General features: G+C 65.1%; 25 protein-coding genes. 17 read left to right on the plus strand and 8 right to left on the minus strand.

Annotated features, from left to right (window positions below):
- Positions 1 to 641: 641 nt before the first annotated feature.
- The 4 genes from rlxS to RIA72_RS04520 are packed head-to-tail and all read left to right on the plus strand — an operon-like array spanning position 642 to position 4734.
- Complete coding sequence (gene rlxS / locus RIA72_RS04505) at positions 642 to 2606, plus strand: relaxase/mobilization nuclease RlxS (RefSeq protein WP_017499947.1); 1965 nt, start codon at positions 642 to 644, stop codon at positions 2604 to 2606.
- A gap of 51 nt (positions 2607 to 2657) precedes the next feature.
- Entirely contained in the window at positions 2658 to 2858 is a 201-nt protein-coding gene (locus RIA72_RS04510; protein ID WP_017499946.1) for a hypothetical protein, read from the plus strand.
- A complete protein-coding gene (locus RIA72_RS04515) occupies positions 2855 to 4033 on the plus strand; it encodes a nucleoside triphosphate pyrophosphohydrolase family protein (protein ID WP_017499945.1) in 1179 nt (392 codons plus the stop codon). The genes RIA72_RS04510 and RIA72_RS04515 overlap by 4 nt, the downstream gene beginning before the upstream one ends.
- Positions 4030 to 4734 (plus strand): uracil-DNA glycosylase, encoded by a 705-nt coding sequence (locus RIA72_RS04520; RefSeq protein ID WP_017499944.1) that lies wholly within the window; start codon positions 4030 to 4032, stop codon positions 4732 to 4734. Before RIA72_RS04515 ends, RIA72_RS04520 begins: the two co-directional genes overlap by 4 nt.
- Here the strand turns inward: RIA72_RS04520 and RIA72_RS04525 are convergent.
- Genes RIA72_RS04525 through RIA72_RS04545 form a run of 5 tightly spaced genes read right to left on the minus strand, consistent with a single transcriptional unit; the run spans position 4701 to position 7862 of the window.
- Complete coding sequence (locus RIA72_RS04525; protein ID WP_017499943.1) at positions 4701 to 5480, minus strand: thymidylate synthase family protein; 780 nt, start codon at positions 5478 to 5480, stop codon at positions 4701 to 4703. The genes RIA72_RS04520 and RIA72_RS04525 overlap by 34 nt on opposite strands.
- A complete protein-coding gene (locus RIA72_RS04530) occupies positions 5452 to 6132 on the minus strand; it encodes a C1 family peptidase (protein WP_017499942.1) in 681 nt (226 codons plus the stop codon). Before RIA72_RS04530 ends, RIA72_RS04525 begins: the two co-directional genes overlap by 29 nt.
- Positions 6133 to 6138: 6 nt before the next feature.
- Complete coding sequence (locus tag RIA72_RS04535; protein ID WP_017499941.1) at positions 6139 to 7149, minus strand: ImmA/IrrE family metallo-endopeptidase; 1011 nt, start codon at positions 7147 to 7149, stop codon at positions 6139 to 6141.
- Positions 7150 to 7152: 3 nt separating this feature from the next.
- On the minus strand, positions 7153 to 7527 hold the full coding sequence (locus RIA72_RS04540; protein WP_017499940.1) for a helix-turn-helix domain-containing protein: 375 nt from the start codon (positions 7525 to 7527) through the stop codon (positions 7153 to 7155).
- Positions 7524 to 7862, minus strand: a complete 339-nt coding sequence (locus tag RIA72_RS04545) for a hypothetical protein (protein ID WP_017499939.1) — start codon at positions 7860 to 7862, stop codon at positions 7524 to 7526. Before RIA72_RS04545 ends, RIA72_RS04540 begins: the two co-directional genes overlap by 4 nt.
- Positions 7863 to 8204: 342 nt before the next feature.
- Between RIA72_RS04545 and RIA72_RS04550 the strand changes: the two genes are divergently transcribed.
- The 13 genes from RIA72_RS04550 (at position 8205) to RIA72_RS04610 (ending at position 20347) form a co-directional block, all read left to right on the plus strand.
- A complete protein-coding gene (locus RIA72_RS04550) occupies positions 8205 to 10232 on the plus strand; it encodes a conjugal transfer protein TraG (protein WP_038292469.1) in 2028 nt (675 codons plus the stop codon).
- A gap of 2 nt (positions 10233 to 10234) precedes the next feature.
- Positions 10235 to 10660: a YlcI/YnfO family protein gene (locus tag RIA72_RS04555; protein WP_017499937.1), complete on the plus strand. Its 426-nt coding sequence runs from the start codon at positions 10235 to 10237 to the stop codon at positions 10658 to 10660.
- Positions 10657 to 11679, plus strand: a complete 1023-nt coding sequence (gene trbB, locus RIA72_RS04560) for a P-type conjugative transfer ATPase TrbB (RefSeq protein WP_017499936.1) — start codon at positions 10657 to 10659, stop codon at positions 11677 to 11679. The genes RIA72_RS04555 and trbB overlap by 4 nt, the downstream gene beginning before the upstream one ends.
- Positions 11676 to 12029 carry a TrbC/VirB2 family type IV secretion system protein gene (locus RIA72_RS04565; protein ID WP_017499935.1) on the plus strand — a complete coding sequence of 118 codons (354 nt, stop codon included), beginning with the start codon at positions 11676 to 11678 and terminating at the stop codon, positions 12027 to 12029. The genes trbB and RIA72_RS04565 overlap by 4 nt, the downstream gene beginning before the upstream one ends.
- A 50-nt stretch (positions 12030 to 12079) precedes the next feature.
- Positions 12080 to 12310 carry a VirB3 family type IV secretion system protein gene (locus RIA72_RS04570; RefSeq protein WP_051035683.1) on the plus strand — a complete coding sequence of 77 codons (231 nt, stop codon included), beginning with the start codon at positions 12080 to 12082 and terminating at the stop codon, positions 12308 to 12310.
- A complete protein-coding gene (trbE, locus tag RIA72_RS04575) occupies positions 12304 to 14772 on the plus strand; it encodes a conjugal transfer protein TrbE (protein ID WP_017499933.1) in 2469 nt (822 codons plus the stop codon). Before RIA72_RS04570 ends, trbE begins: the two co-directional genes overlap by 7 nt.
- Before the next feature lie 6 nt (positions 14773 to 14778).
- On the plus strand, positions 14779 to 15531 hold the full coding sequence (gene trbJ / locus RIA72_RS04580) for a P-type conjugative transfer protein TrbJ (RefSeq protein ID WP_017499932.1): 753 nt from the start codon (positions 14779 to 14781) through the stop codon (positions 15529 to 15531).
- Positions 15532 to 15667: 136 nt separating this feature from the next.
- Positions 15668 to 16975, plus strand: a complete 1308-nt coding sequence (trbL, locus tag RIA72_RS04585; RefSeq protein ID WP_017499931.1) for a P-type conjugative transfer protein TrbL — start codon at positions 15668 to 15670, stop codon at positions 16973 to 16975.
- A 3-nt stretch (positions 16976 to 16978) separates the two neighbouring features.
- The gene (gene trbF, locus RIA72_RS04590; protein ID WP_026108910.1) at positions 16979 to 17821 is read left to right on the plus strand and encodes a conjugal transfer protein TrbF; all 843 of its coding nucleotides are present in this window, start codon (positions 16979 to 16981) and stop codon (positions 17819 to 17821) included.
- The gene (trbG, locus tag RIA72_RS04595; protein ID WP_006635655.1) at positions 17818 to 18669 is read left to right on the plus strand and encodes a P-type conjugative transfer protein TrbG; all 852 of its coding nucleotides are present in this window, start codon (positions 17818 to 17820) and stop codon (positions 18667 to 18669) included. Before trbF ends, trbG begins: the two co-directional genes overlap by 4 nt.
- Entirely contained in the window at positions 18666 to 19904 is a 1239-nt protein-coding gene (locus RIA72_RS04600; protein ID WP_017499929.1) for a TraB/TrbI/VirB10 family type IV secretion system protein, read from the plus strand. The genes trbG and RIA72_RS04600 overlap by 4 nt, the downstream gene beginning before the upstream one ends.
- Positions 19897 to 20109 carry a DUF2274 domain-containing protein gene (locus RIA72_RS04605; RefSeq protein ID WP_017499928.1) on the plus strand — a complete coding sequence of 71 codons (213 nt, stop codon included), beginning with the start codon at positions 19897 to 19899 and terminating at the stop codon, positions 20107 to 20109. Before RIA72_RS04600 ends, RIA72_RS04605 begins: the two co-directional genes overlap by 8 nt.
- A 4-nt stretch (positions 20110 to 20113) precedes the next feature.
- Entirely contained in the window at positions 20114 to 20347 is a 234-nt protein-coding gene (locus RIA72_RS04610; RefSeq protein ID WP_051035681.1) for a helix-turn-helix domain-containing protein, read from the plus strand.
- 294 nt (positions 20348 to 20641) lie between these two features.
- Here RIA72_RS04610 and RIA72_RS04615 read toward each other — a convergent pair whose 3' ends face one another.
- Genes RIA72_RS04615 through RIA72_RS04625 form a run of 3 tightly spaced genes read right to left on the minus strand, consistent with a single transcriptional unit; the run spans position 20642 to position 23752 of the window.
- Positions 20642 to 22102, minus strand: coding sequence for a UbiA family prenyltransferase (locus RIA72_RS04615; RefSeq protein ID WP_350031149.1), 1461 nt, complete (start codon positions 22100 to 22102; stop codon positions 20642 to 20644).
- Positions 22102 to 23379 (minus strand): ArnT family glycosyltransferase, encoded by a 1278-nt coding sequence (locus tag RIA72_RS04620; protein WP_350031150.1) that lies wholly within the window; start codon positions 23377 to 23379, stop codon positions 22102 to 22104. Before RIA72_RS04620 ends, RIA72_RS04615 begins: the two co-directional genes overlap by 1 nt.
- A gap of 4 nt (positions 23380 to 23383) precedes the next feature.
- Positions 23384 to 23752, minus strand: a complete 369-nt coding sequence (locus RIA72_RS04625) for a DMT family transporter (RefSeq protein WP_350031151.1) — start codon at positions 23750 to 23752, stop codon at positions 23384 to 23386.
- Between the last annotated feature and the right edge of the window lie 23 nt (positions 23753 to 23775).

Raw genomic sequence — 23775 nt, forward strand, 5'->3', positions numbered from 1 at the left:
TCCGCTTCGCTCCACTCCGGCGACGAGAAAATCGGCTCCCCCGTCGCCCGCTTCGCGGCCGCTGCGCGGTGGTTGACCCCGCCCGCTCCCCGCCGGGCGATGGCTCATCTTTCGCTTGTATCAGGAGGATGAGATGTCGGTTGAACAACAGATCGAGGAGCTTCGCGCGGAGCTTTCATGGTGCGATGACGCGGGAGAACGGCGGCAGATCGAAGCCGAATTAAGGGCCGCTGAGAAGAGGCTGAAGCGGTGCAATCGGGCGCTGCGTCAGGCCGAACAGGCAGGCTGGCAATAAGGCGATGCGCTGTTGAAGGGGCAGGTTCGCGGGAGTGGTGCCGCATGGCGCCGCTCCCCTTTTTTGATCGGGAAGGCGGGAAGGCAAAGCGGGCGTCTGGGGCGGCAGGTGGCAGTCGGGCTCGATGGCAAGATAGAGGCAAAATCTCGCGATTTTGTAAGTGTTTGTCTGCACATCGTTTTTTGAAGGCTTTTGCGAGACTCGCCCTTTGAGTGCGAGACAGGGTTACCAGGAGTGGCGGTTTTCTGGGCTTTTCCGATCCCAATCGCGAGACTCCTTGCGCTCTGGCGAGGACGCGCCATTCTTATCGGCGGGGAGCGTCATTCCGGCATGGAAGGACGCCGCTATGCGCGATGATGAGTTCGAACCGCAGCTGGGCCGGATGCGCGGCCGGGGCAAGGAGCAGCGCTACCTGAGCCGCGTCGTGAAAGCGGCAAAGCGGGCCGGCATGAAAACGGGCAGGCGCGGCCGTTTCGACGGCAGCCGGATCGGGCGCGGCGCGAGTGTTGCGCGGGTGCTCAGATCGCGCGACCGATTGGGCGCGTTCCGGTCGCGCCGCGTGATCGTCAAGATACGGCCTGTCGGCCTTGGCGGGAAAGGCATGGGCGGTGCGAAGGCGCACCTTCGCTATATTCAGCGCGACGGCGTGACCCGTGAGGGCGAGGCTGGTGCGCTCTACTCGCCCGACAGCGACGTCGCCGATGGCAAGGCGTTCCTCGAACGGTGTGACGGCGACCGCCGCCAGTTCCGGTTCATCGTGTCGGCCGAGGACGCCGACCAGTATCCCGACTTGAAGCCGTTCGTGCGCCGGCTGATGACGCAGATGGAGCAGGATCTTGGGACAAAGCTCGATTGGGTGGCGGTCGACCATTTCAATACCGGCCATCCGCACACGCATATCGTGGTGCGCGGCGTAAACGATCGGGGTGAGAATCTGCTGATCGCGCGCGAGTATATCTCGCACGGGAGCCGGCAGCGGGCGATCGAGATCGTCAACCTCGACCTGGGGCCGCGCACCGACCTTGAAATCGAAGAGCGGCTTCGCAGCGATACGGGTGCCGAGCGGCTGACCGCGATCGACAGACGGCTGATCCGCGACATGGATACCGCGCGGCTGGTCAGCGCGAGCGATGGCGATCCCTTCCAGCAATCGCTTCGCGTCGGTCGCCTGCAGAAACTCGGGCGCATGGGACTCGCCTCGCATGTCGGCAACGGCACCTGGCGGCTTGAGCCCGACCTTGCGAACACACTGCGCCAGATCGGCGAGCGCGGCGACATCATCCGCACCATGCAGCGCGAGCTGACCGCGCGGAAGCTCGATCGTGCTGCGGTCGATCGCGTCATCTACGACCCGGTCGCGAAGGAGGCGACGCCGATCATCGGCCGCGTCGTGATGCGCGGGCTCGCCGACGAACATGAAGACCGTCATTATCTGCTGGTCGACGGCATCGACGGGCGCACCCATTATGCCGAGATCGGCAAGGGCGAGCTGGTCGACACGATCCCCGAAAATGCCATCGTCCGGATCGCGCCACGCGAGGGCGGCATTCGCGCCGTCGATCGGACGATCGACGAGATCGCGGCGGCGAACGGCGGGCGCTATTCGATCGACGCCCATCTGAAGCACGATCCGACCGCCAGCGAACGCTTCGCCGAAACGCATGTCCGGCGGCTTGAAGCGATGCGAAAAATCTCGGGCGTCGTCGAGCGCGAGCCCGACGGAAGCTGGATCATCGCGCCGGACCATCTCGCCAGGGTCGAGAGGTTCGAAGCCATGCAGTTCCGCGACCACCCCGTTGCCATTGAAACCCTGTCGGCGATCCCGCTCGACAAATTACCGGGAACCGATGCCGCGACCTGGCTCGATCGCGAGCTGGTCGCCGAAGCGCCGGTGCCAGTGCGCGATGCTGGGTTCGGGCACGAGGTTCGTTCAGCGCAGGCGATGCGACGGCAATGGCTGATCACCGAACAGCTTGCAGACGAACAGGATGGGCAGACGGTCTATCGGCGAGGGATGCTCGCCGCGCTCCAGCGGCGAGAATTGCTGCGTGTCGCCCGCCAGCTCTCCGACAAGTTAGGCGTTCCGTTCGCCGAGGCCAGAGAGGGGGAGGCTGTTCAAGGCAGGCTCGTGCGCGCAGTCGAGATGACGAGTGGTCGCCATGCGCTCATCGAACGGTCGCGCGATTTCACGCTGGTGCCGTGGCGCTCTGTTCTCGATCGCCATGTCGGTAAATCGGTCTCGGGCATCATGCGCGACGGCGGGATCAACTGGACACTCGGGCGGCAGCGCAGCGGGCCGAGCGTCTCCTGATCCGGAGGATTCGGGCTTTCTATTTTCATGAAATTATGTTTTCATGGATTCATGAAAAATATCGCAGCGCAAACCGATGTCGGCGACGAGCATCTTCAGGTGCAGATTCCTGCCGTTACGAAACGCGATCTCGGTCAACGGTCGCTCGATTCCCGCGAGCCGATCCGGATGATCGTACTGCGGGCACTTGAAGCCTATGGCGTGAGCGTCCCCGCAGACGCGATATCGGATCGCCGGAAGGGCAGGCGATGAGCGAGGATTTCGAAGCTCTCACTGTTGCGGATTATGCGAAGCAGGCCGCGCGGACTGATCAACGCAGCGGTGGCCGCGCACTGGGCTTCTCGATGCTTGGCCTTTTCGGCGAAGTCGGCAGCTTGCTCAGTGAGGCCAAGAAAAAGCAGCGCGACGATGCCTCCTACCTGGGTTACGCTCACGCCGTCGCGGAAGAGCTTGGTGACGTCCTTTGGTATCTGGCGGCGATCGCACGGCGCAGCCGCATGGCGCTCAGCGACATCGCTGCCGCCGCGGCGACAAACGGCGGACAATGGCAGACGGGCGGCAACGAAACGCTCAGTTTCCATGCGCTGCAGCCGCAGCACATTCCGCTTGCCAAGGCACCGATGCCGCAGTTCGAGCATAGCCTGCTCGCGCTGGCAGGCGACGTTGGGCTGCTCATCAACGATTTCCAGGCGGGCGGTCTTGCGAAGGACCGCGAAGCACTCGCGGGCCGGCTGGTCGCGGTCATGCGCCGGTTGATCCAGGCGGCAAACGAATCCGGTGTTACCATCGAGGCTGCCGCCGTGAAGAATCTTCACAAGATCTTCGATCGCTGGCCGCGCGAGCGCATCTATCCGGCGCCGACCGATGCGGCGCTCGACCCAGAAGAGCAATTGCCGCGGCGGATGGCGATCGACGTCTATGAACGCACCGTTCGCGGGCAGACATTCGTGTATCAACGCTCAAGCGGTGTGTATGTCGGCGACCGGCTCACCGACAACGCGCTCGAACCCGACGACTATCGTTTCCACGATGTCTTTCACTACGCTTATGTCGCGGTGCTTGGCTGGTCGCCAGTGCTGCGTGCGCTGCTCCGTCTCAAGCGCAAGAGCGATCCGAAACTCGACGACGCCGAAGACGGTGCTCGGGCGATTCTCATCGAAGAGGGCATAACTTCCTGGATTTTCGGACAAGCGCAGCAACTCCGGTACTTTGAAAACGTGAAGCGCGGTGGCCTTCCGCTGGACATGCTGAAGCATGTCCGCCAGTTCGTCGCCGGCTACGAATCAGAACGCTGTCCGCTGTGGCTTTGGGAGGAAGCGATCCTCCAGGGCTATACGGCTTTCCGCTTCCTTCAGGAGCATCGGCGCGGCCGCGTCCTGATCGACTTCGCCAATCGCCGCCTGCGTATCAAGGAATTGCCGTCATGACCCCGAAATCCTTTGTGTCCACCCTGGCGGCGACCGAACTTCCCTCAGTGTTCAATCCCTGGCGCGATCGCTGCACGGTCCATGACCGCAGCGACGCCGCCGCCCGGCGCCGCGACAATCTCGAAATGCTGCTCACCGCGGCGCTTGATCATCGCGTCGAAACGATCTGGATCGCGCGTGATCTCGGCTATCGCGGGGGGCGGCGTACGGGCGTACCGCTGACCGACGAAATTCACCTCGGACATGCCGGCACGCTGATGGGCGGCATCGCATTTGAACGTGCGACGCAGGGACCCGCCGTGGCGGAGCGCACCGCGGCGATCGTCTGGCGTGTGCTAGAGCGGATCGGTCAGCCTGTCATGCTCTGGAACGTTTTCCCGTTCCATCCCCATGAAGCGGATGATCCGATGTCGAACCGATGCCACACGCGAAGCGAGCGCGAGGCGACCTGGCCGATATTGCAAGCCCTCGTGTCAATGATCCGGCCCCGCCAGATCGTCGCGATCGGGCGCGACGCTCACCTGGCGCTGGACGGTCTCGACATTCCGACCACCGCGGTCCGCCATCCGAGCTACGGCGGGCAGCGCGAGTTCATCGAGGGCATGTTCAGCCTGTACGGTGTCGCGGATGACAACGATGAGCCGCTAGAACTGCCGTTGGGCGCGCCTCACGCCGCAGCACGGAGATGTGCGCTCGCCTGATCGCAGCGTTCAAAGAGTTGCTTAAGATCGCCGCGGTTCCAGTTGGCGGTGTCGACCGTGGCGTTGGTCGAGACGATCGTGAGCGGACCCAGCGCGACCCCGCCTTCCTTGGCGATGAATTCGAGCAGACGGCCGAGGCCGATCAGATTGCCGAGCAGTTTTTCGATATAGTAGTGATTGCGGTAGAGCGCGGTCATGCCGAGGCGACGATCGTCGCCCTTGCCGATCAGCTTGAGACTGGCAAAGCTCAGGCACTGACCGCCGTAGGGCGAGTCATTCACGTCGCGGGCGGGGTCGAAGATCAGCAGTTCGAATTTGTTGAGCGCTCGGACGTTCGGGTTGCGCAGGCGCTCGACGATGCCCCAGATTTGATTGATTGGCTGGCCGTCGGCGCGGGGCAATTCCATCATCCGTTCGAAATAATAGCCCGACCAAGCGCCCGACCTCCGGACCTTCGGCAGCACGTTGTCGCGAAACCGGTCGAAGAATTGCGGCGCGCCGTAGCGCCTGTACAGCGCTGCCGGAAAAATCGTGTTGGCGACCGTCTCGATGGGCTTCTTGCCATGGCCCGAAAGGAAGGCATCGACTTCCGCCACGACGGGATCGGCGAGTGTTGCGCGCGCAGTCGGCTCGGCCACGGAGATGACGACATTCTGCGCCTGGTGTCCGGTGGCGAGGTCGACGAGCCGGACCGCCTCGCGCCAGCCAGCAACGCAGTCAGGCTGCGGCGGTATGGGAAGATACATCGACTTCCTCCGTCAAATTTGCCGTGGCGAAAAGGCGCGGCGCTAGAAAGCGCTCAGTAAGCCAGGCGTGGCCTTCCAAGCCCCAACCTGGTCCCCAGCTGTTGCGGATGAGAATGGCCGGGGTGCCGTCCACGGTTCCATGCCCGACCGCGACGACCGCGTGCCGTTGCGCTGGCTCGGGGAGTTCGTCGTTCGCCGGATCGACGACGCCATCACCGCGCGGCTGGAAGAAAGACCGTGACAGCATCGTCAGCATGAGCACCGGCGTGTCACGATCCAGCGCGGCAAGGATGGATGACAGGTCGGTTCCATCCCTCTGTCCGTTGCGGCCATAGAGCGGGCCAACGGTCGCCGGCGGCGTCCACAGTCGATGATCGGCTGGAACCGCTGCCAGATACGGCCAGCCTTTCTCGTCGGGTTGGCCATCGAGCCGTAGCGCGTCCAGCATTGTGGATAGCAGTGCGCCGCTCGTCGGCGGTCTGCCCGCCCGTTTCTGCGCGGCATAAAAGGCGAATTCACACGACAGCGGTGCCCAGCCGTCGCGAAGCCCGGCGTGGGTGTCGCTCGCGGCGAATGCGAGGCATGTCGGCCGCGCGCCTTGATCGCGCGCAGGCCCGAACAGCGGCCGAAGGTCACGGACGATATCGATCATGGGGCGTCAGGCGGCCTCGAGCAGGTGCCGCCGTTCGGCGCGCGACAGGCCCGTCTGTTCCGGGCCGGTGAGGTCGAAATCGAGCGTCAGGCTGGTGAGGGCCGGCGCAGGCTGCCACGGCCGCCGCTCGTCGAGCGACATGCGGCCGCGCCGCGGCGCATCGGGCGCCGCGGTGACACGGCGGACAACGGGACCACCGATGCCATCGCCGTCGATTGCCTCACGCTCGTCTCGAACGACGGCGAAGCCGCTGGCGATCAGTTGGTCGAGATCCCAGAGATACCCACCGCCGCTATGTTCTTCGAGCTGCAGCACGAAAAGATCATTGCGACTGCCATCGATCCGCGAGCCGGCATCGCGCTCGGTCAGCAGCCAGACGTCGCCGCGATAGTTGTCGGGCCGATAGTCCTTGAGGAGATCGACCTTCAGGCTGCGCGGCTGCGTCCGGAGCAGGTCGGTCATCACCGATGGCGAAATCAGATTGTAGCGAACCAGGGTGCGGCACGTCGCCTCATAGCTGGCGCCGATCCGCAGCGAGAGCTGATAGACGACATTGGGGCGCCGGAAATGATCGATCTGCCATCCTTGTCGCGCGCTGTGCGCGAGCACCAGCCATTTCGGCATCATGAAGGCGATCGCAAAGGCGTCGGCTTCGGTTTCCTCGAAGTTGTTTCCCGGTTCGGGCGACATCGGCATCCGGCGCAGGATGCTCTCATCGTCGAGGCTCGGCTCGTGTCGCATCGAAAAATGCCCGAGTTCGTGCGCGGCCGTGAAGCGCTGGATGCTCATCGGTCGTTCCGTCGTGACGAGAACGCCAGGAGCAGGTGCGCTGAGATAGGCGCCGAGCAGGCCTTTCAGAGGACGAAGCAGCAAGGGTAGACCCACGGCATGGATCGCGCCGAAGACATCGACGCTGCCGCCTTGGGTCTCGATCAGTGCGCGCGTATCGAGTTCGCGATGCAGGCGGCCCGCTGCCATCGTACCAGCGCGAACCGCGCTCGCATAATCCGACGCCATCGATCAGCTCCGTTCGCCGCCAGACCGCGAGCGGAGATATTCGGCAAACCGGCTCAGCTCGGCCCGGTCCTCAGTCGACAAGGCCGCAACGCGTCGCGCCAGATGGGCGACATCGGCGGGAAGGCTCGCGGAGGCCTCGTCTTCGCCGGTAAAATAGGCCACCGACTGGCGGTAAAGACGGGCAAGCCGCGTCAGTTCGATCGCTTCAACGCGGCGCTGGCCATTCTCGATATCGGTAAGCGCGGTCCGGGGAATCTTGAGATAGGCAGCAACTTCTTCCTGCTTGAGGCCGAGATATTTCCGTGCTTCGCGCAGACGGTCGCCCAAGCGCCGCCGCTCCTGCTCGTCGCCTTCCTGGCGGAGTGCGAGATTGGTCATGGCTTCGACCCTTTCTTCTTAACCCAGACGCGTTCGATCTTAGGGAGGAGGTCGTCAATCGCCTTCTCGATCGAATTGTAGCCGCCGGTGCGGACGATGCTGTCGCGAAGCTCGATGTCGAGGACCTGCTCCACCGCGCAAAGCGTGTCGACCACGGACAAGGAGTCGAGTGGCACGGGCGCCTGGATGATCTTCGGGTTTTCCGGAGGCAGGGCAATTCCGCGCACCTGTGCCTCAGCCCTGGCCACTTGCAGCAGTTCGTCGACCAACGCCCTAATGGCGTCGGCTTTGGGAAACGCGGTTGCCGCGGGCTGCGGAGGAGCGATTGTCGCCATGCATGCCTCGCACGATTTCACTACATTAAATGCGATATAATGTCTGATAATCCGACACGCAAGCCCGAATTTGCAGCTCGGATTTTTGCAGGGTGTAGCGGGTCATCGGCGGTGCGGTGTGGTGGTCAGTGCCACCTCGAGGGACAACGACAGGGCAGAATCATCAACTCGGGTCATAGCTCGATCAAAAGAACAGAGCTGGAATATTGAGTCAGTCGCCGACGAGTGATCTCCTTCGGTCACCCACCAGCCCCCAGCGGCTCCGTTCATTTCGGGCGGCCCATAGCCGAGTCTTGAAGCCGCGCCCCGACCGCATCCGGCGGTATGGGCGGGAGCTTCAACGTGACCCCGACCAAATTGCTCATCGGCCAGATCCTTGTCGTGTTCGCAATCGTGATCGCGGGCCTCTGGGCGGCGACCCAATGGGCGGCGGCGATGCTCGCCTACCAGCCCGAACTTGGTCCGGCCTGGTTCATGGCTGGAAGCACGCCGGTCTATCGTCCCTGGGCGCTCTTCCCCTGGTGGTATCACTACGATGCCTATGCGCCGCATGTTTTCGACAAGGCCGGCGCGCTCGCCGGCGCGAGCGGTTTCATCGGCTGCGGCGCGGCGATCGCAGGCTCGCTCTGGCGCGCGCGGCAGTCGCGTCACGTCACCACCTATGGTTCGGCGCGCTGGGCCAGGCCGAACGAGATCGAGCGGGCCGGCCTTTACGGTGATGCCGGCGTATTCCTGGGCCGCTCGCGCGGCCGCTATCTCCGGCATGACGGCCCCGAACATATCATGGCGTTCGCGCCAACCCGTTCGGGCAAGGGCGTCGGGCTGGTCATACCGACACTGCTTGGCTGGACCGGCAGCGCCGTGGTTCACGACATCAAGGGCGAGAACTGGCAGCTCACCGCCGGCTGGCGCGCGCGCTTCTCCCACGTCCTGCTGTTCAATCCGACCGATCCCGCTTCCGCCAAATACAACCCGCTGCTGGAGGTCCGGCGCGGCGAGCATGAGGTCCGCGACGTCCAGAACATCGCCGACATCCTGGTCGATCCCGAAGGCGCGCTCGAACGGCGCAACCACTGGGAGAAAACCTCCCATTCGCTCCTGGTCGGCGCGATCCTCCACGTCCTTTATGCGGAGGAAGAAAAGACGCTCGCACGGGTAGCCACATTCCTGTCGGACCCGCAGCGGCCGTTCACCGCCACGCTCCGGCGGATGATGACCACCAATCACCTCGGCACGAAGGATGCGCCGCAGATCCATCCCGTCGTCGCCTCGGCGGCGCGCGAGGTGCTCAACAAGAGCGAGAACGAGCGCAGCGGCGTCCTCTCCACCGCAATGTCGTTTCTCGGGCTCTATCGCGACCCGACCGTCGCCGCGGTGACATCGCGCTGCGACTGGCGGATCGCCGATCTCGTCGAGGCCGGCCATCCGGTCTCGCTCTACCTTGTCATCCCGCCATCGGACATCAGCCGCACCAAGCCGCTGGTGCGGTTGGTGCTCAACCAGATCGGCCGCCGCCTCACCGAAAAGCTCGATGCCGATCCCGCCAGGGCGGGCAAGCACAAGCTCCTGATGATGCTCGACGAGTTCCCGGCATTGGGGCGGCTCGACTTCTTCGAGACCAGTCTTGCCTTTCTCGCGGGCTATGGAGTGCGCGCCTTCCTGATCGCGCAGTCCTTGAACCAGATCGAGAAGGCTTATGGCGAGCACAACTCGATCCTCGACAACTGCCATGTCCGCGTCGCGTTTGCGACCAACGACGAGCGCACGGCGCGGCGGATTTCGGACGCGCTCGGCATCGCCACCGAACAGCGCGCGATGCGCAACTATGCCGGCCACCGGCTCGCGCCCTGGCTGGCGCACGTCATGGTCAGCCGGCAGGAGACCGCCCGGCCACTCCTGACCACCGGCGAGGTGATGCAGCTCCCGCCCAAGGATGAGCTTGTCCTTGTCTCCGGCATGGCCCCGATCCGCGCGAGGAAGCTGCGCTATTACGAGGACCGCAATTTCCGCGAGCGGATCGCACCGCCGCCGCAGCCCGCGCCCGGAGACTATCCCGACCGGCCGCAGGCACGCCCCAACGACTGGAGCGGACTGGTCCGCGCGCCCGATACCCGGCTCGGCAAGCCCGATGACGATGCGAAGGCGGATGAGGACGGCGGCTTGCAACAGCAGCGCCACCCCGGCCTCGGCGAAGAACCCGCCAAAAAACCCGAGCCGCCAAAGCAGCTCGACCTGCTCGGCCTGGACAGCGACGACACCGACACGATCGCCGACAAGCACGCGATGGACCGCGCCGGCGCCACCGGCACGCTGATCCGCGCTCACGCGATCAATCAGGGTCGCAGCGCCGACATGCTGCCGGACTTCTGACAATGGCCGCGATCAAACCCAACCGCGTCCGCTACCAGCTCTTCCTGCCCGAAGATCTGAGCCACCGCTTCGAGGCGCTGGCGAGCCAGCCCGGCGCGTCCAAATCGGCGATCCTCACCGACGCGCTCACCGCCTGGCTCAACCGGCAGGCGGCGAGCGAGCTGGAGAACAAGTTCAGCCAGCGGCTCGATCGCATGTCGCTCGCGCTGGGGCGTGTCGAGCGTGACGGGCATGTGCTGCTCGAGAGCCTGGCGCTGTTCATCCGCTATGAACTGATGGTGCAGGCCCCTTTGGCCGAAGCCGACGAAGCGGCGCGTGCGATCGGCCGAGACCGCTTCGAGGCGTTCATTGCCCGCGTCGGCGAAGCGCTCGCCAGCGGCCAGCGCACGCTTGCTGCCTCCGCGAAAGACAATGGAGGTGGGCGATGAGCGACACGCTTTTCGGCTCCGATAATTCCGCAGGGCGTCGGCGCGCGATGCTGCGCACCGCGATGGGGCCGACCATCGCCGCAGCGCTGGCCGATCCGGTGGTCATCGAGATCATGGTGAACCCGGACGGCGTGTTGCGCCTTGATCGACTCGGCGAAGGCCGGATCGATACCGGCACCAAATATGAGCCCGCGCAGGTCGAGCGGATCATCCGCCTGGTTGCCAGCCACGCACGGACAGAGGTTCATGGCAATGCGCCGATCGTGTCAGCCGAGCTGCCACCGCACGGCGAAGGCGCGGGCGAGCGGTTCGAGGGTATCCTGCCGCCGGTCAGCCTCGCGCCGTGCTTCTCGATCCGCAAGCCCGCGGCGCGCATCTACACTTTGCTCGACTATGTGCGGGACGGCATCATGCCCGCCGACACGGCGCGACTGCTGTCGATGGCCGTGGTCGAGCGCAAGAACATCCTGGTCGCGGGTGGCACCAGTTCGGGCAAGACGACGCTTGCCAACGCGCTGCTCGCCGAGATGGCGCACCTCGACGAACGCGTCATCATCATTGAAGACACGCGTGAGTTGCAATGCGCCGCGCCCGACGTGGTGGGGCTGCGCACGCGTACGATTGGCACTGCCGGAGCCGGCGGCGTCACGATGGCTGATCTTGTCCGCTCGACATTGCGGCTCCGCCCCGATCGCATCGTCGTTGGCGAGGTGCGCGGGCGCGAAGCGCTCGACATGCTCAAAGCCTGGAACACCGGGCATCCGGGCGGCATCGCAACCGTCCACGCCAATTCGGCAGTGTCGGCGCTCTACCGGCTCGAGCAGCTCGTGCAGGAAAGCGTCGTCACCGTTCCGCGCCGGCTGATCGCCGACGCCATCGACATGATCGTGTTCATCGCCGGGCGCGGCCTCGCGCGCCGCGTCGACACGATCGCGCGCGTCGCCGGCCTCGATCCCGACGGCGGCTACGCCGTCCTCGACCTTACTCCCGACCACGCCCTCGAACCCCAAGGAGAATGACCATGCGCTTGTCCCGTATTCCTGCCCGTATTCCCGATCGTCGGAGCATCTTCCTCACCGGCGCCGCCATCGGCCTCGGGCTTGCGCTCGCCGCCACCGCGCAGGCCGCCGGCTCGGGCATGCCGTGGGAGGAACCGCTTCAGCAGGTCCTCGAATCGGTCCAGGGTCCTGTCGCCAAGATCGTCGCGGTGATCATCATCATCGTCACCGGTTTGACGCTCGCGTTCGGCGAGACGGCAGGCGGGTTCCGGCGCCTCATCCAGATCATCTTCGGCCTGTCGATCGCGTTTGCGGCGTCGAGCTTCTTCCTCAGCTTCTTCAGCTTCGGCGGCGGGGCGCTCATCTCGTGAACGCGCCAAATTCCTATGGCGCCAGCCATATCGAGGGGTTCGAGGCGCCGATGCACCGCGCGCTTGCCGAGCCGATCCTGCTTGGCGGGGCGCCGCGAGCGATCGCGATCGTCAATGGTACGATCGCGGCCGCGCTCGGACTCGGTCTCCAGCAGTGGATCGCCGGGCTGGCCATGTGGGCGTTCGGGCACACTCTCGCGGTGTTCGCCGCCAAGCGCGATCCCGACTTCGCCCCGGTCCTTGTCCGCCACCTTCGCCAGAAGGGGCATCTGTCATGCTGAATCTGCGCGAATACCGTCAGAAGGCCGACCGGCTCGCCGATCATCTTCCATGGGCGGCGCTTGTCGCGCCCGGCGTGGTGCTCAACAAGGACGGCAGCTTTTTGCGCGTCCTCAGGTTCCGCGGCCCCGATCTAGAATCCGCCACCGAAGCCGAGCTTGTCGCCGCCTGCGCGCGGGCGAACAATGTCCTGAAGCGCTTCGGCTCGGGCTGGGCACTCCATTTCGAGGCCGAGCGGCGCGAAGCGCTGGGTTATCCCGACAGCAGCTTTCCCGATGCGGCGTCGTGGCTGGTCGATGAGGAACGGCGCGCGGCGTTCGAAAGCGCGGGCGCGCATTTCGAGAGCCGCTATTATCTGACGCTCACCCTCCTGCCTCCGCCCGATCAGGCGGACACGGCGGGCCGAGCGCTGATCGAGCGCAGCGACGACGCGAAGGGCCGCGACTGGCGACAAGCGCTTGCCGGCTTCATCGCCGAGACGGATCGTGCGCTTGACCTGTTCAGAGGCTTCATGCCCGAGGTGCGCGCGCTCGGCGACAGCGAAATGCTGACCTTTCTCCACGGTGCGATCTCCGCGCGCCGCCATGTCGTCGCCGTGCCCGAAACGCCCATCTATCTGGACGGGCTGCTCGCCGACACGCCGCTGACCGGCGGGCTCGAACCGATGCTCGGCGACGAGCATCTGCGGACGCTCACCATCCTCGGATTTCCGAACGCGAGCCGTCCCGGCATCCTCGACGGACTCAACCATGAGGATTTTGGCTATCGCTGGGTGACGCGCTTCATTGCGCTCGACAAGACCGACGCAACCAAAGCGCTCACTCGCCTGCGGCGGCAGTGGTTCAACAAGCGCAAGTCGATCACCGCGCTGCTGCGCGAAGTCATCTACAACCAGCCGGTCCAGCTTCTCGACAGCGATGCCGACAACAAGGTGGTCGATGCCGACCTCGCCTTGCAGGCGCTCGGCGGCGATCATGTCGCGTTCGGCTATCTGACGACGACGATCACCGTTGCCGATATCGACCGCGCCCGCGTCGAGGAAAAGGTCCGCGCGGTCGAGCGCATCGTCAACGGGCTCGGCTTCACCTGCATCCGCGAGGGCATGAATGTGGTCGAGGCGTGGCTGTCGAGCCTGCCGGGCCATGTCTATGCGAACGTCCGGCAACCGATCGTCCACACCCTGAATCTCGCGCATCTCATGCCGCTGTCCTCGGTATGGGCAGGACCGGCGCGTAATCCGCACCTCGACGGTCCGCCGCTGCTTTATGCGGAAACCAGCGGCTCGACGCCGTTCCGTCTCAGCACGCATGTCGGCGACGTCGGTCATATGCTGATCGTCGGACCCACCGGGGCCGGAAAGTCGGTGCTGCTCGCAATGCTCGCGCTTCAGTTCCGGCGATATCCAGACTCCCAGGTCTATGTCTTCGACAAGGGATTTTCGGCGCGCGCGGCCGTGCTGGCGATGGGCGGCGCGCATCACGCGCTCGGGCTTGGCGGTGAGAGCGGTCATGCCGATGACGTGGGCGGGCGAACGATCGCCTTCCAGCCGCTGCGCCACATCGATCGCTCCAACGCACGCGCCTGGGCGACCGAATGGATCGGCGCGCTGCTCGCCCATGAGAAAGTACTGGTCACACCCGAGATCAAGGAGGCCGTCTGGTCGGCGCTCACCAATCTCGCGACCGCCCCGATCGAGGAACGCACGCTCACCGGCCTGTCGCTGCTGCTGCAATCGGCACCGCTGCGATCGGCGCTCGCGCCCTATACGCTCGAAGGATCGTTCGGCCGCCTGCTCGACGCCGCCGAAGACGATCTAGCGATCGCCGACGTGCAGTGCTTCGAGACTGAAGCGCTGATGGGGCAGGCGGGCGTCGTTGCGCCCGTGCTGACCTACCTGTTCCATCGTCTCGAGGAGCGCTTCACCGGGCGGCCGACGCTTCTCGTACTGGATGAAGCCTGGGTGTTCCTCGACCACCCGCTGTTCGCCGCGCGCATCCGTGAGTGGCTGAAGGTGCTGCGCAAGAAGAACGTCAGCGTCGTGTTCGCGACACAGAGCCTAGCCGATATCGCCGACAGCACGATCGCGCCGGCCATCATCGAAAGCTGTCCGCAGCGCATCTTGCTGCCCAATGATCGGGCGATCGAGCCGCAGGGCCAGACGGTCTACGTCCGCTTCGGTCTCAACGCGCGCCAGATCGAACTGGTCAGCCGCGCGACGCCCAAGCGGCAATATTATCTGCAATCAGCGCGCGGCAACCGGCTGTTCGAGCTTGGGCTAGGCCCGATCGCGCTGGCGTTGTGCGGCGCGTCCGATCCCGACAGCCAGAAGCGCATAGACGCGGTGCTGGCCGAAAAGGGCCAGGCCGACTTCGCCGCGACCTTTCTCTCCCAAGCCGGCCTCGATTGGGCGGCCGACCTGCTTGGGCGTCACCCTGCCGCCCGCCCCCCAGAAGACAAGGAGTAATTTCCCGTGCCCCGTATCCCTATCCGCAAATATGCGTGCCTCTCCGCTCTCGCGCTCGGCGCCGTCGGCTCGCTCGGTATCGGCATCGCGTTGACCTCGACGCCCGTCGCGGCCCAGCTCAGTGTGTTCGATCCATCGAACTATTCGCAAAACCTGCTCACCGCCGCGCGCACGCTTGCCCAGATCAACAACCAGATCCAGAGTCTCCAGAACGAAGCGCAGATGCTGATCAACCAGGGCAAGAACCTGTCCCGGATCGATTTCCCGCAACTTCAGGAGCTTCGCCAGCGCCTCCAGCAGATCGACCAGCTCATGGGCCAGGCGCAGGGCGTCGACTTCCGCATCGATCAGCTCGACGAGCGCTTCCGCCAGCTCTACCCGCAGGAGTTCGATCAGGTGTTCCGCCGCGATCAGCGTGTGGCTCGCGCACGCGATCAACTCGATACCGCGATGTCCGCGTTTCGCCAGACGATGGGGGTCCAGAACCGCATCGTCGACAACGTACGGAGCGACACGCAGGCGCTCGCCGACATCGTCGCGCGCAGCCAGGGCGCGGAAGGCTCGCTTCAGGCGCAGCAGGCCACGAACCAGCTTCTCGCGCTCACCGCCAAGCAGCAGCTCCAGCTTCAGCAAATGATGGCGGCGCAGTTCCGGGCGGAATCGGTCGAGCAGGCGCAGCGGGGCCAGATCGCGCGCGAGGCACGCGAGTCGACGCGCCGCTTCCTCGGCGACGGCAAGGCTTACACGCCACGCCAATGAGCTGAGGCAGGCGAGGACCGCGCCCCCAGCTCCCCCCGGGTCCGAACCTGTCTCGTCGCGGGGGCCGTAGGGCTTGCCCCTCTCATGGCCGCCGGTCCCCGCGACACCTTTCAACTTCAAGCAGGAACCCGCCCATATGGATGACCTGAATGTCATCGATCAGTTCATGGAGGCCTTCGCCTCCTACATCGACAGCGGGTTCGGCCTGTTGGGCGGTGACGTCGGTTTCCTGACCACGATCCTGATCGGCATCGACATCACGCTCGCCGGGCTGTTCTGGGCGCTCGGCGGCGAAGACGACGTCATCGCCAAGTTCCTCAAAAAGATCCTCTATGTCGGCGTCTTCGCCCTGATCCTCAACAGCTTCTCGACACTGTCCGATATCATCTTTCGCAGCTTCGCCGGCCTCGGCCTCACCGCAGGGGGCAGCGCGATTACGGCTGACGATTTATTGCGACCCGGCAAGCTGGCCGGGACCGGCTTCGAGGCAGCATGGCCGCTCCTCGAGCAGGCGAAGGAGTTGGTTGGCCCGATCGCCTTCTTCGACAATTTCATCGAGATCGCCGTGCTGGTGATCGCCTGGGTCGTCGTCATCGCCGCCTTTTTCATCCTCGCGATCCAGCTTTTCATCACAATCCTCGAATTCAAGCTTACTTCGCTCGCCGGCTTCGTGCTCGTGCCCTTTGCGCTGTGGAACCGCACGTCGTTCCTCGCCGAACGGGTGCTCGGGAACGTCGTCAGTTCGGGCATCAAGGTCATGGTGCTCGCGGTCATCGTCGGCATCGGCTCTAACTATTTCGCCGACTTCACCAGTGCGATCACCGGCGACGAGGTGTCGATCGAACAGGCCGTGTCGCTGATGCTCGCGAGCCTCGCGATCTTTGGCCTCTCCATCTTCGGCCCGGGAATCGCATCCGGCCTCGTCGCCGGCGCGCCGCAGCTCGGCGCCGGATCGGTGATCGCCACTACCGTGCTTGCCGGCGGAGGTCTTGCGATGGCAGGCGCTGGCGCCGTCGGCGCGGCACGCGGTCTCGCGGGGGCCGGTCTCGGCGCGATCCGCGCCGGTACATCGATGGGGTCTGCCGCATCCACTGCCTACAAGCTCGGGCAGGAAACCTCGGGCTCGACCAGCGTCGGCGCGGGCCTCGGCGGCGTTGCGACCGCCATGCGCGGCGCGGCTGCCAACCGGATGAGCGGCGGTCTCGGCGTTAGCGCTGCCGCCGATCGTGGGCAGCGCGCCGCATGGGAAGCAGGAAGCACCCGTGCCGGCGGCGCCGCCCCCGCAGCCGCGCCGATAGGCGCAGCTGAAGGAACACCCGCCTGGGCGCAGAAGCTTCATGCCAGCCAGAATGCTCGCCACCGCCGCCAGATGGCGATCCACGCAATCCAGGGCGGCGACCGCGGCGGCGCTGGCGCCACTCCAGACATCAAGGAAAGGGACTGAGCGATGAAATTTCGACGCGCATTGCAGCGCTATGGGCGAACGCCCGAACCCGAGACACCCTACCAACGAGCGGGCCAGCTTTGGGATGAGCGTATCGGCTCGGCTCGCGCACAGGCGAAGAACTGGCGGCTGATGGCCTTCGGCGGCCTGTTCCTGACCACTGGTCTGTCGGGCGCGCTGGTCTGGCAATCGATGCAAAGCCGCGTCGTGCCCTATGTGGTCGAGGTCGATGCACTCGGGCAAGCACAGGCCGTCGCGCCTGCCGCCAAGGACTATCGGCCGACCGATCCGCAGATCGCATGGTTCCTCGGCCGGTTCATCACCGGCGTTCGAGCGCGCTCGCTCGATCCGGTATTGATGCGTGAAAACTGGCTATCAGCCTATGATTTCGCGACCGAACGTGCGTCACTGTTCCTCGGCGAATATGCCCGCACCTCCAATCCGTTCGCCGATGTCGGGCGCAAGACGGTTTCGGTGCAGGTGACGAGCGTCGTCCGCGCGTCGGATACGAGCTTCCAGGTCAAATGGACCGAGCAGCAATATGAGCGGGGAAGCCTCGCCAGCACGTCACGCTGGACGGCGATGCTCACGGTGAAGATCAAGCCGCCGCGCTTGGCCGATGTGCTCCGAAAAAACCCGCTCGGTCTCTATGTTGACGCGATCGACTGGAGCCGCGAACTGGAAACGCCTCAGGACCGGCCGCCTTCGCCGCAACCATCGGCCGTGCCCGATCCCGCACAATCACTCCCGGTCGCGCCGCCCACCGACATTCCGCTGGGCTCGCCGCTCGATCCGACCCTTGCTCAACCCGCAGCCGCACCATCCCCCGAAAGGACCGACCAATGATCCGTGCCCTCATCCTGGCGGCGAGCGCGATGGCGCTTGCCATGGGCGTCGCTGCGCAGAGCCGCGAACCCGCGTCACCCACCGCGCGCGTCACTGCCGCCAACCGGGCGGCACTGCGCGAGCCGTCGAGCGCGGGATATATATATGCCGTCCAGGTCTATCCCTGGGCGGAAGGCGTGCTCTACCGGCTCTATGCCGCGCCCGAGCGCATCACCGACATTGCCTTGCAGCCGGGCGAAACGATTGTGTCCGTCGCCGCCGGCGACACCGTGCGCTGGACTGTCGGCGATACCACCAGCGGCATCGGCGAAAGCAAGCGCGTGCACATCCTCGTCAAGCCGTTTTCGGCGGGCCTACGCACAAACCTTGTCATTGCTACCGATCGCCGGACCTACCATCTCCAGCTCGAAAGCACGCCCGCGACCGCGATGGCGGCGATCTCCTGGACCTATCCACATGACGAGCTGATCGCGCTCCGGCGTCAGCGCGATGCAGCCGTGGCGGCGACGCCGATCGCGTCGGGCCTCTCGGTCGAAAGCCTCAACTTCAACTATGCGATCTCGGGCGACAAGCCGGCCTGGCGGCCGCTGCGCGCGTTCGACGATGGGCGGCAGACCTACATCGAGTTCTCGCCTGCGATCGCCGTGGGTGAGGCGCCCCCGCTGTTCGTGATTGGCGAGGATGGCGAGGCCCAGCTCGTCAACTATCGCGTCGCCGGCCGCTATTATGTGGTCGACCGCCTGTTCGGTGTCGCCGAGCTGCGCCTTGGCGGCAAGAAACAGCAGATTGTCCGTATCACCGCCGCCCAGCCGAAGAGCCGGCAGCGCAAGGCCGGGAGGGGCGCGTGACCGATCCAACCGCTTCTTCCGCGCCGATCGCGGCGCCCAAAGCCGACCCCGAAACGCTCGTTCTGCGCGCGGCGCCGGGCCGCGTCACCCGTTTTCGCCGCGGTGCGATCGTCGCCATCGCTGCCGCCGGCTCGACCGCGATCATCGGCGTCGCCTGGCTGGCGCTCAAGCCCGCGACCCTGAGCCTGATCGCACGAAGCGATGAAAAGCTGGTTGGCGCGAAGGCGCCGCCTGATGCGCTCGCGGGCGCGCCGACGAGCTATGGCGACGTGCCGAAGCTCGGGCTACCGCTTCCCGGTGATCTCGGGCGGCCGATCCTCGAGCGCCAGCGGCAGCTTGGCGGGATGGTTCCCCCTGACCCCGCTGCCGATGCGGTGAGCCGGGCCGCGCAGGAAGCCGAAGCCGAGCGCCAGCGCATCGCCGCTGAGCAGAAGGCCGCACGCGAGTCTGGCGTCATGCTGCAATTGGCGGGCGGCGGTCGCGCCGCCGCCCCTGCACCGGTGACTACCGATGCAAGTGTTCCGCCAGCATCGGCCGAGACTGCCAAGCCGCTCCTCGACCCTGACCGAGATCCTAACGCCCAGGGGCGCAAGAACGAATTGGTCGGCCACGCCAATCGCGACGACGACATCAATCCGCACGCGCTGGCGCAGTCCGTATCGCCTTGGACCTTGCAGGCCGGCAGCATCATTGCCGCGAGCCTCATAACCGGGCTCAACTCGGATCTTCCCGGGCTCGTCACCGCGCAGATCACGGAGAACGTCTATGACAGTGTGACCGGGCGCGGTCTGCTCATTCCGCAAGGATCGCGGCTGATCGGCAGCTACGACAGCGTTGTAGCGTTTGGGCAGAGCCGTGCGCTGGTCGTCTGGCAGCGGATTATCCTGCCCGACGGCTCGTCGATTCGTATCGACAATGTGCCGGCGACCGATACGCAGGGCTATGCGGGTCTGTCCGACCGGATCGACCGGCATACTTGGCAACTTCTGAAGGGCGTCGCCCTGTCGACACTGCTGGGCGTCGGCACTGAATTGAGCTTCGGCAGCACCGAAAGCGACCTTGTCCGGGCGATCCGCGAGTCAGCGCAGCAGAGCGGCGCGCGCGCCGGCGATCAGCTCGTCACGCGCAATCTCAATATCCAGCCGACCTTGCGCGTGCGTCCCGGCTGGCCGCTACGGGTGGTCGTGCACAAAGACATCATATTGCCCGGACCCTGGGGAGGCCGTCATGGCTGATTTGAAGCTGCCAAGGCTGCCCGATCGGACGCCGGCTAAGATCACGATCAACGTCATGCCGGATCTCATCGAAGCGCTGAACGACTACGCCGAGGCCTATGAGGCGGCCTACGGCCGACGCGAGTCCGTACCGGACCTCATTCCATTCATGCTTAGCGGCTTCCTGGCGAGCGACCGCTCGTTCAGCCGGGCACGTAAGAAATAGTCCGATGTCGGCCCGGCAGCCTGCAACGAATGGCGACGACGCGCCCCCGATTGGGCCGATAAGCGTTCGCATTCCCGACGCAGTACGGATGACGGGGCTCAGCAAATCCAAGATCTACCAGCTCATCGCTTCCGGCGACATCGAGGCAGCCAAGGTCGGCCGTGCAACCGTGGTGTTTGTCGATAGTCTGCGGTCCTTTCTGCGATCACACTGTAAACAGCCGCGTTCTCGGGCGTAGCAGGGATCGCGCATGTCGGCCTGTCGATATTTCGGCACGGCCTGTCGCGAAGGGGTAAAATTGGGGGTGGATTGAGCGGAATTATCGGCACGACGATCAAGAACGTTGTTATAAATCAGTATCTTATGTTTTTCGTGTGAATCCCTCCTCCGCTACCAAAGATCGGATTTCATCCATTTTATGTGCCGGAACTCGACGCGGAGCCGTTGGAGCGCCCGCTGGTTCGGCGGCTCGCCGCATCGTCTGGCCAATGGATGCCCGGATGTCCTTGAATTTCCGTGTGATTCTCTGTCCTCAATCGGCGATCATCTGGAAGATCGCGGGTCCGTAGAGAGCGGCGACGAAAATGCACGCCATCACGGCGCCGAGGAGGAGGCTTCGCCTGTCCCTGATCGCAAAGGCCACCGGGTCGCCTTCCACCTCGCCGCGTCGCGCCATCATCCAGATGCGGTTGAGCCAATAGATCAGCGGCAGGCAGAGCAGCCACAGCATTTCGGGCAGCGCATAATGGTCGGCCGTTGCCGGGTCGTGCGCGAACAGGGCGAGGACCAGCACCGCGACCATGCCGGCGGAGATGCCCGACATCATCACCACGTCAAGGTCGCCGCCAACATAGCCGCGCCCGCTGAGCAGGCGTTGCGGCTCGATCGCGTCGCGCATCTCCACATAGCGTTTCAGATAGGCAAGGCTCAGGAACAGGAAAACCGAGAAGAGCAGGAGCCAGAAGCTGAGCGGCACGCCGATCGCGATCGCACCGACCCAGATGCGGATCGTATAGAGCGAGGCGAGGATGAGTGCGTCACCGACCATCACCGCTTTCAGCCGGAAGGAATAAGCGGTGGTGATCGCCATATAGGCGAGGAGCCAGAGGGTCAGCTGTGGGCCGCCCAGCATCCATCCCCCCGCGAGACCCAGAACCGAAAGGAGCAGCGACAGGCCCAGGGCAGCGGGTATCGGGAGGTCGCCATGCGCAAGCGGCCGGTTCCATTTGCTACGGTGCGCGCGGTCGGAGTCGATATCGAGCAGGTCGTTCAGCAAATAGATCGACGAGGCGATCAGCGACATGAGCAGCGCGGCCGTCATCGCCGTCAACAACACGCCCGCCTTCATAAACTCGCCCGACGTGAATGCCGGGACGATCACCAGCACATTCTTGGCCCATTGGTGGGGCCGCATCGCCCGGATAATGGATCGGGCCGCGCCGGGCTGCGGTCCGCCGAGGCGCTGGACAGCCGAGCGTGGCGGGACATGCCCGACGGACCATGCGCGCCGCGCTTCGCGCCACAGGCATGTGTCGGCGCGGCTGTCGCCGACATAATCGAACGGCGCGCCCTGGCCGATATGCGCGCGGATGGCAGCGAGCTTGGCAGGCCCTTTGAGATTGGCGCGGCCACGCGTCGCAAGGACCGGATCCGAAAGCGCCAGATGATCGGCGATGCGGCGGATGTGCCGCCAATGGCTTGCGCTCGCGAGAATGACGGGGCGTCCTTCGGTCCTGGCCTGCTCGATAAGATCAAGCACCTCTGGCCGGTAGGGCAGCCGCGCGGCATCGACACAGTCGCGCCGCGCCGCCATGGTCTTGGCAATGGCGCGGCCCGCGAGCAGCCATGTCAGCATCGCGATCATCGCCGCCAGGCCGGATCGCGCGATCCGAACAAAACTTTCGAGCGAAATGTCCGCGCGCGTTAGCGTCCCGTCGACGTCGACGAACAACGGCACCGGTTTGTCCGCGCCGGCGGGTTGATCATGCGGCATTACGAAGGTGCCTTTCGCGCCGAAAGGCGCTCGATCCAGGCGGCGACCGGGATGGCAGCCATGATGATCAGCAGCGGGATCGCCGGATCGCGGTATCGGGCGATGATATAGGCGGCGGCGTGGACGATCCAGAAGCCCGCGATCATCGTGGCGAAAATCCATTTCCCGTCGCGCGCGATCCGCCGCGAACGAAAGGCGAGCAGCCCGATCAGCAGGATCAGCCCATATTGTACGACTTCCAGAACGCGGATCGACGCGACAAGCTTCGAGGCCGCGAAGTCGTCGGCGTCGGGCAGATTGGGCTGCCAGAAATAGACGAGTTTGAGCGCGGCCAGCTCGGCGGTCCTGCCGGGATTGGCTTTGATCCAGTCGATCGCTTCGGCTTGCAGGCGGTCGGCATTGGCAATCTCGCCGACGCGCAGCCGCGTCGCCTCCCAATCCTTTGCCAGCGGCGTGTCGGCGATGCTCACGAACTTGCCGGTCGCAGCGGGGTTGTGGCCGAGATACAGGTTGAACGCGGCGTTGGTGGTGAGGACTGGACGGCCGACCATCTGGCTGGTCGCATAGAGCCACGGTGCCAGCGTCAGCGCGGCGCCCGCGACGAAACACAGACCCGCGGAAAAGGCCGGCGTAAAGTGCCCGCCCGCCCGCCATAGCATCAACAGCGCGGCAGCGACGCCGAAGCAAAGCAGCAGCGCCGAGCCCCCCGTGACCAGCGCCGCACCCCACAAAAGCCCTGCGACCAGCGCGGCGCCTGCCGGGCGTTCGCCGCGCGCGATCGCGATCGCGCTTAGGGCAATACCCAGAAGCAGGGGGGTGGAGAGATTTTCCTTTGCCAGCATCGTTGCGTTCCAGAGGCCGGGAAGCCACAGCGCATAGACGGCGGCCGCAAGCAGGCCCGCGCCGCGATGTCCGGAGAGCGCAAAGGTAAGCCTGTAGATCAGCCAGATGCTGATCGCACACAACAGCAGATTGACCGCTATCGCCGCGCCGGCCGAACTGCCCCATGCCTTGAAAAAAGGAGCGAGCAGCAAGGGGTAGCCGGCGCTGTAGAAAGCCTTTTGGCCGTACATGTCGGCGAGTTCGCCGCGATCGGCAAGGCCTTGGGCCATCGTGAAATAGGCGAGCGGATCGCTGTCCAGCGGATGTTGCAGAACCCAGGTGCCCGCCACTCTCAGGCCCGCGGCGAGAAGAATGATCGCGGCGAGCAGGGCCGAACAGGCGCGCGGGGAGAAATCCCGTGTCGCGGAGCGTGAAGCGGGGCTCGGGCAGGTCATGGGGTTACGCCGAGCGTGCGACCAGCACGCAGCCGATAGCGATCAGCAGCGTTCCCGCAACGCGGGCGACGCTCAGGCTTTCGTTGAGCCAGAAGGCCCCGGCCAGCATCGTCAGGATGAAGCCGATCCCGACGAAGGGATAGGCCAGCGACAAGGGCGCACGGCCGAGCACGAAAAGCCAAAGGAGCGCGCCGACGCCATAAAGACCGAGACCCAGGATGATCATCGGCGATTGTACGAGGCCGCCAATCTCTCCGCCGATGCCCGTCGACCGGCCATCGGCCGCCGCCGCGGTCCCGATCTTGAGCGTCAGCTGCGCAAGAGCGGAGAGGCTGACGCTCGCGAGGATCAGAAGAAGCAGGCGCAGTGTCATGGACAATCTTTCGGTCTATCAGC

Source organism: Sphingopyxis sp. (genome assembly GCF_040216815.1).
Lineage (GTDB): Bacteria > Pseudomonadota > Alphaproteobacteria > Sphingomonadales > Sphingomonadaceae > Sphingopyxis.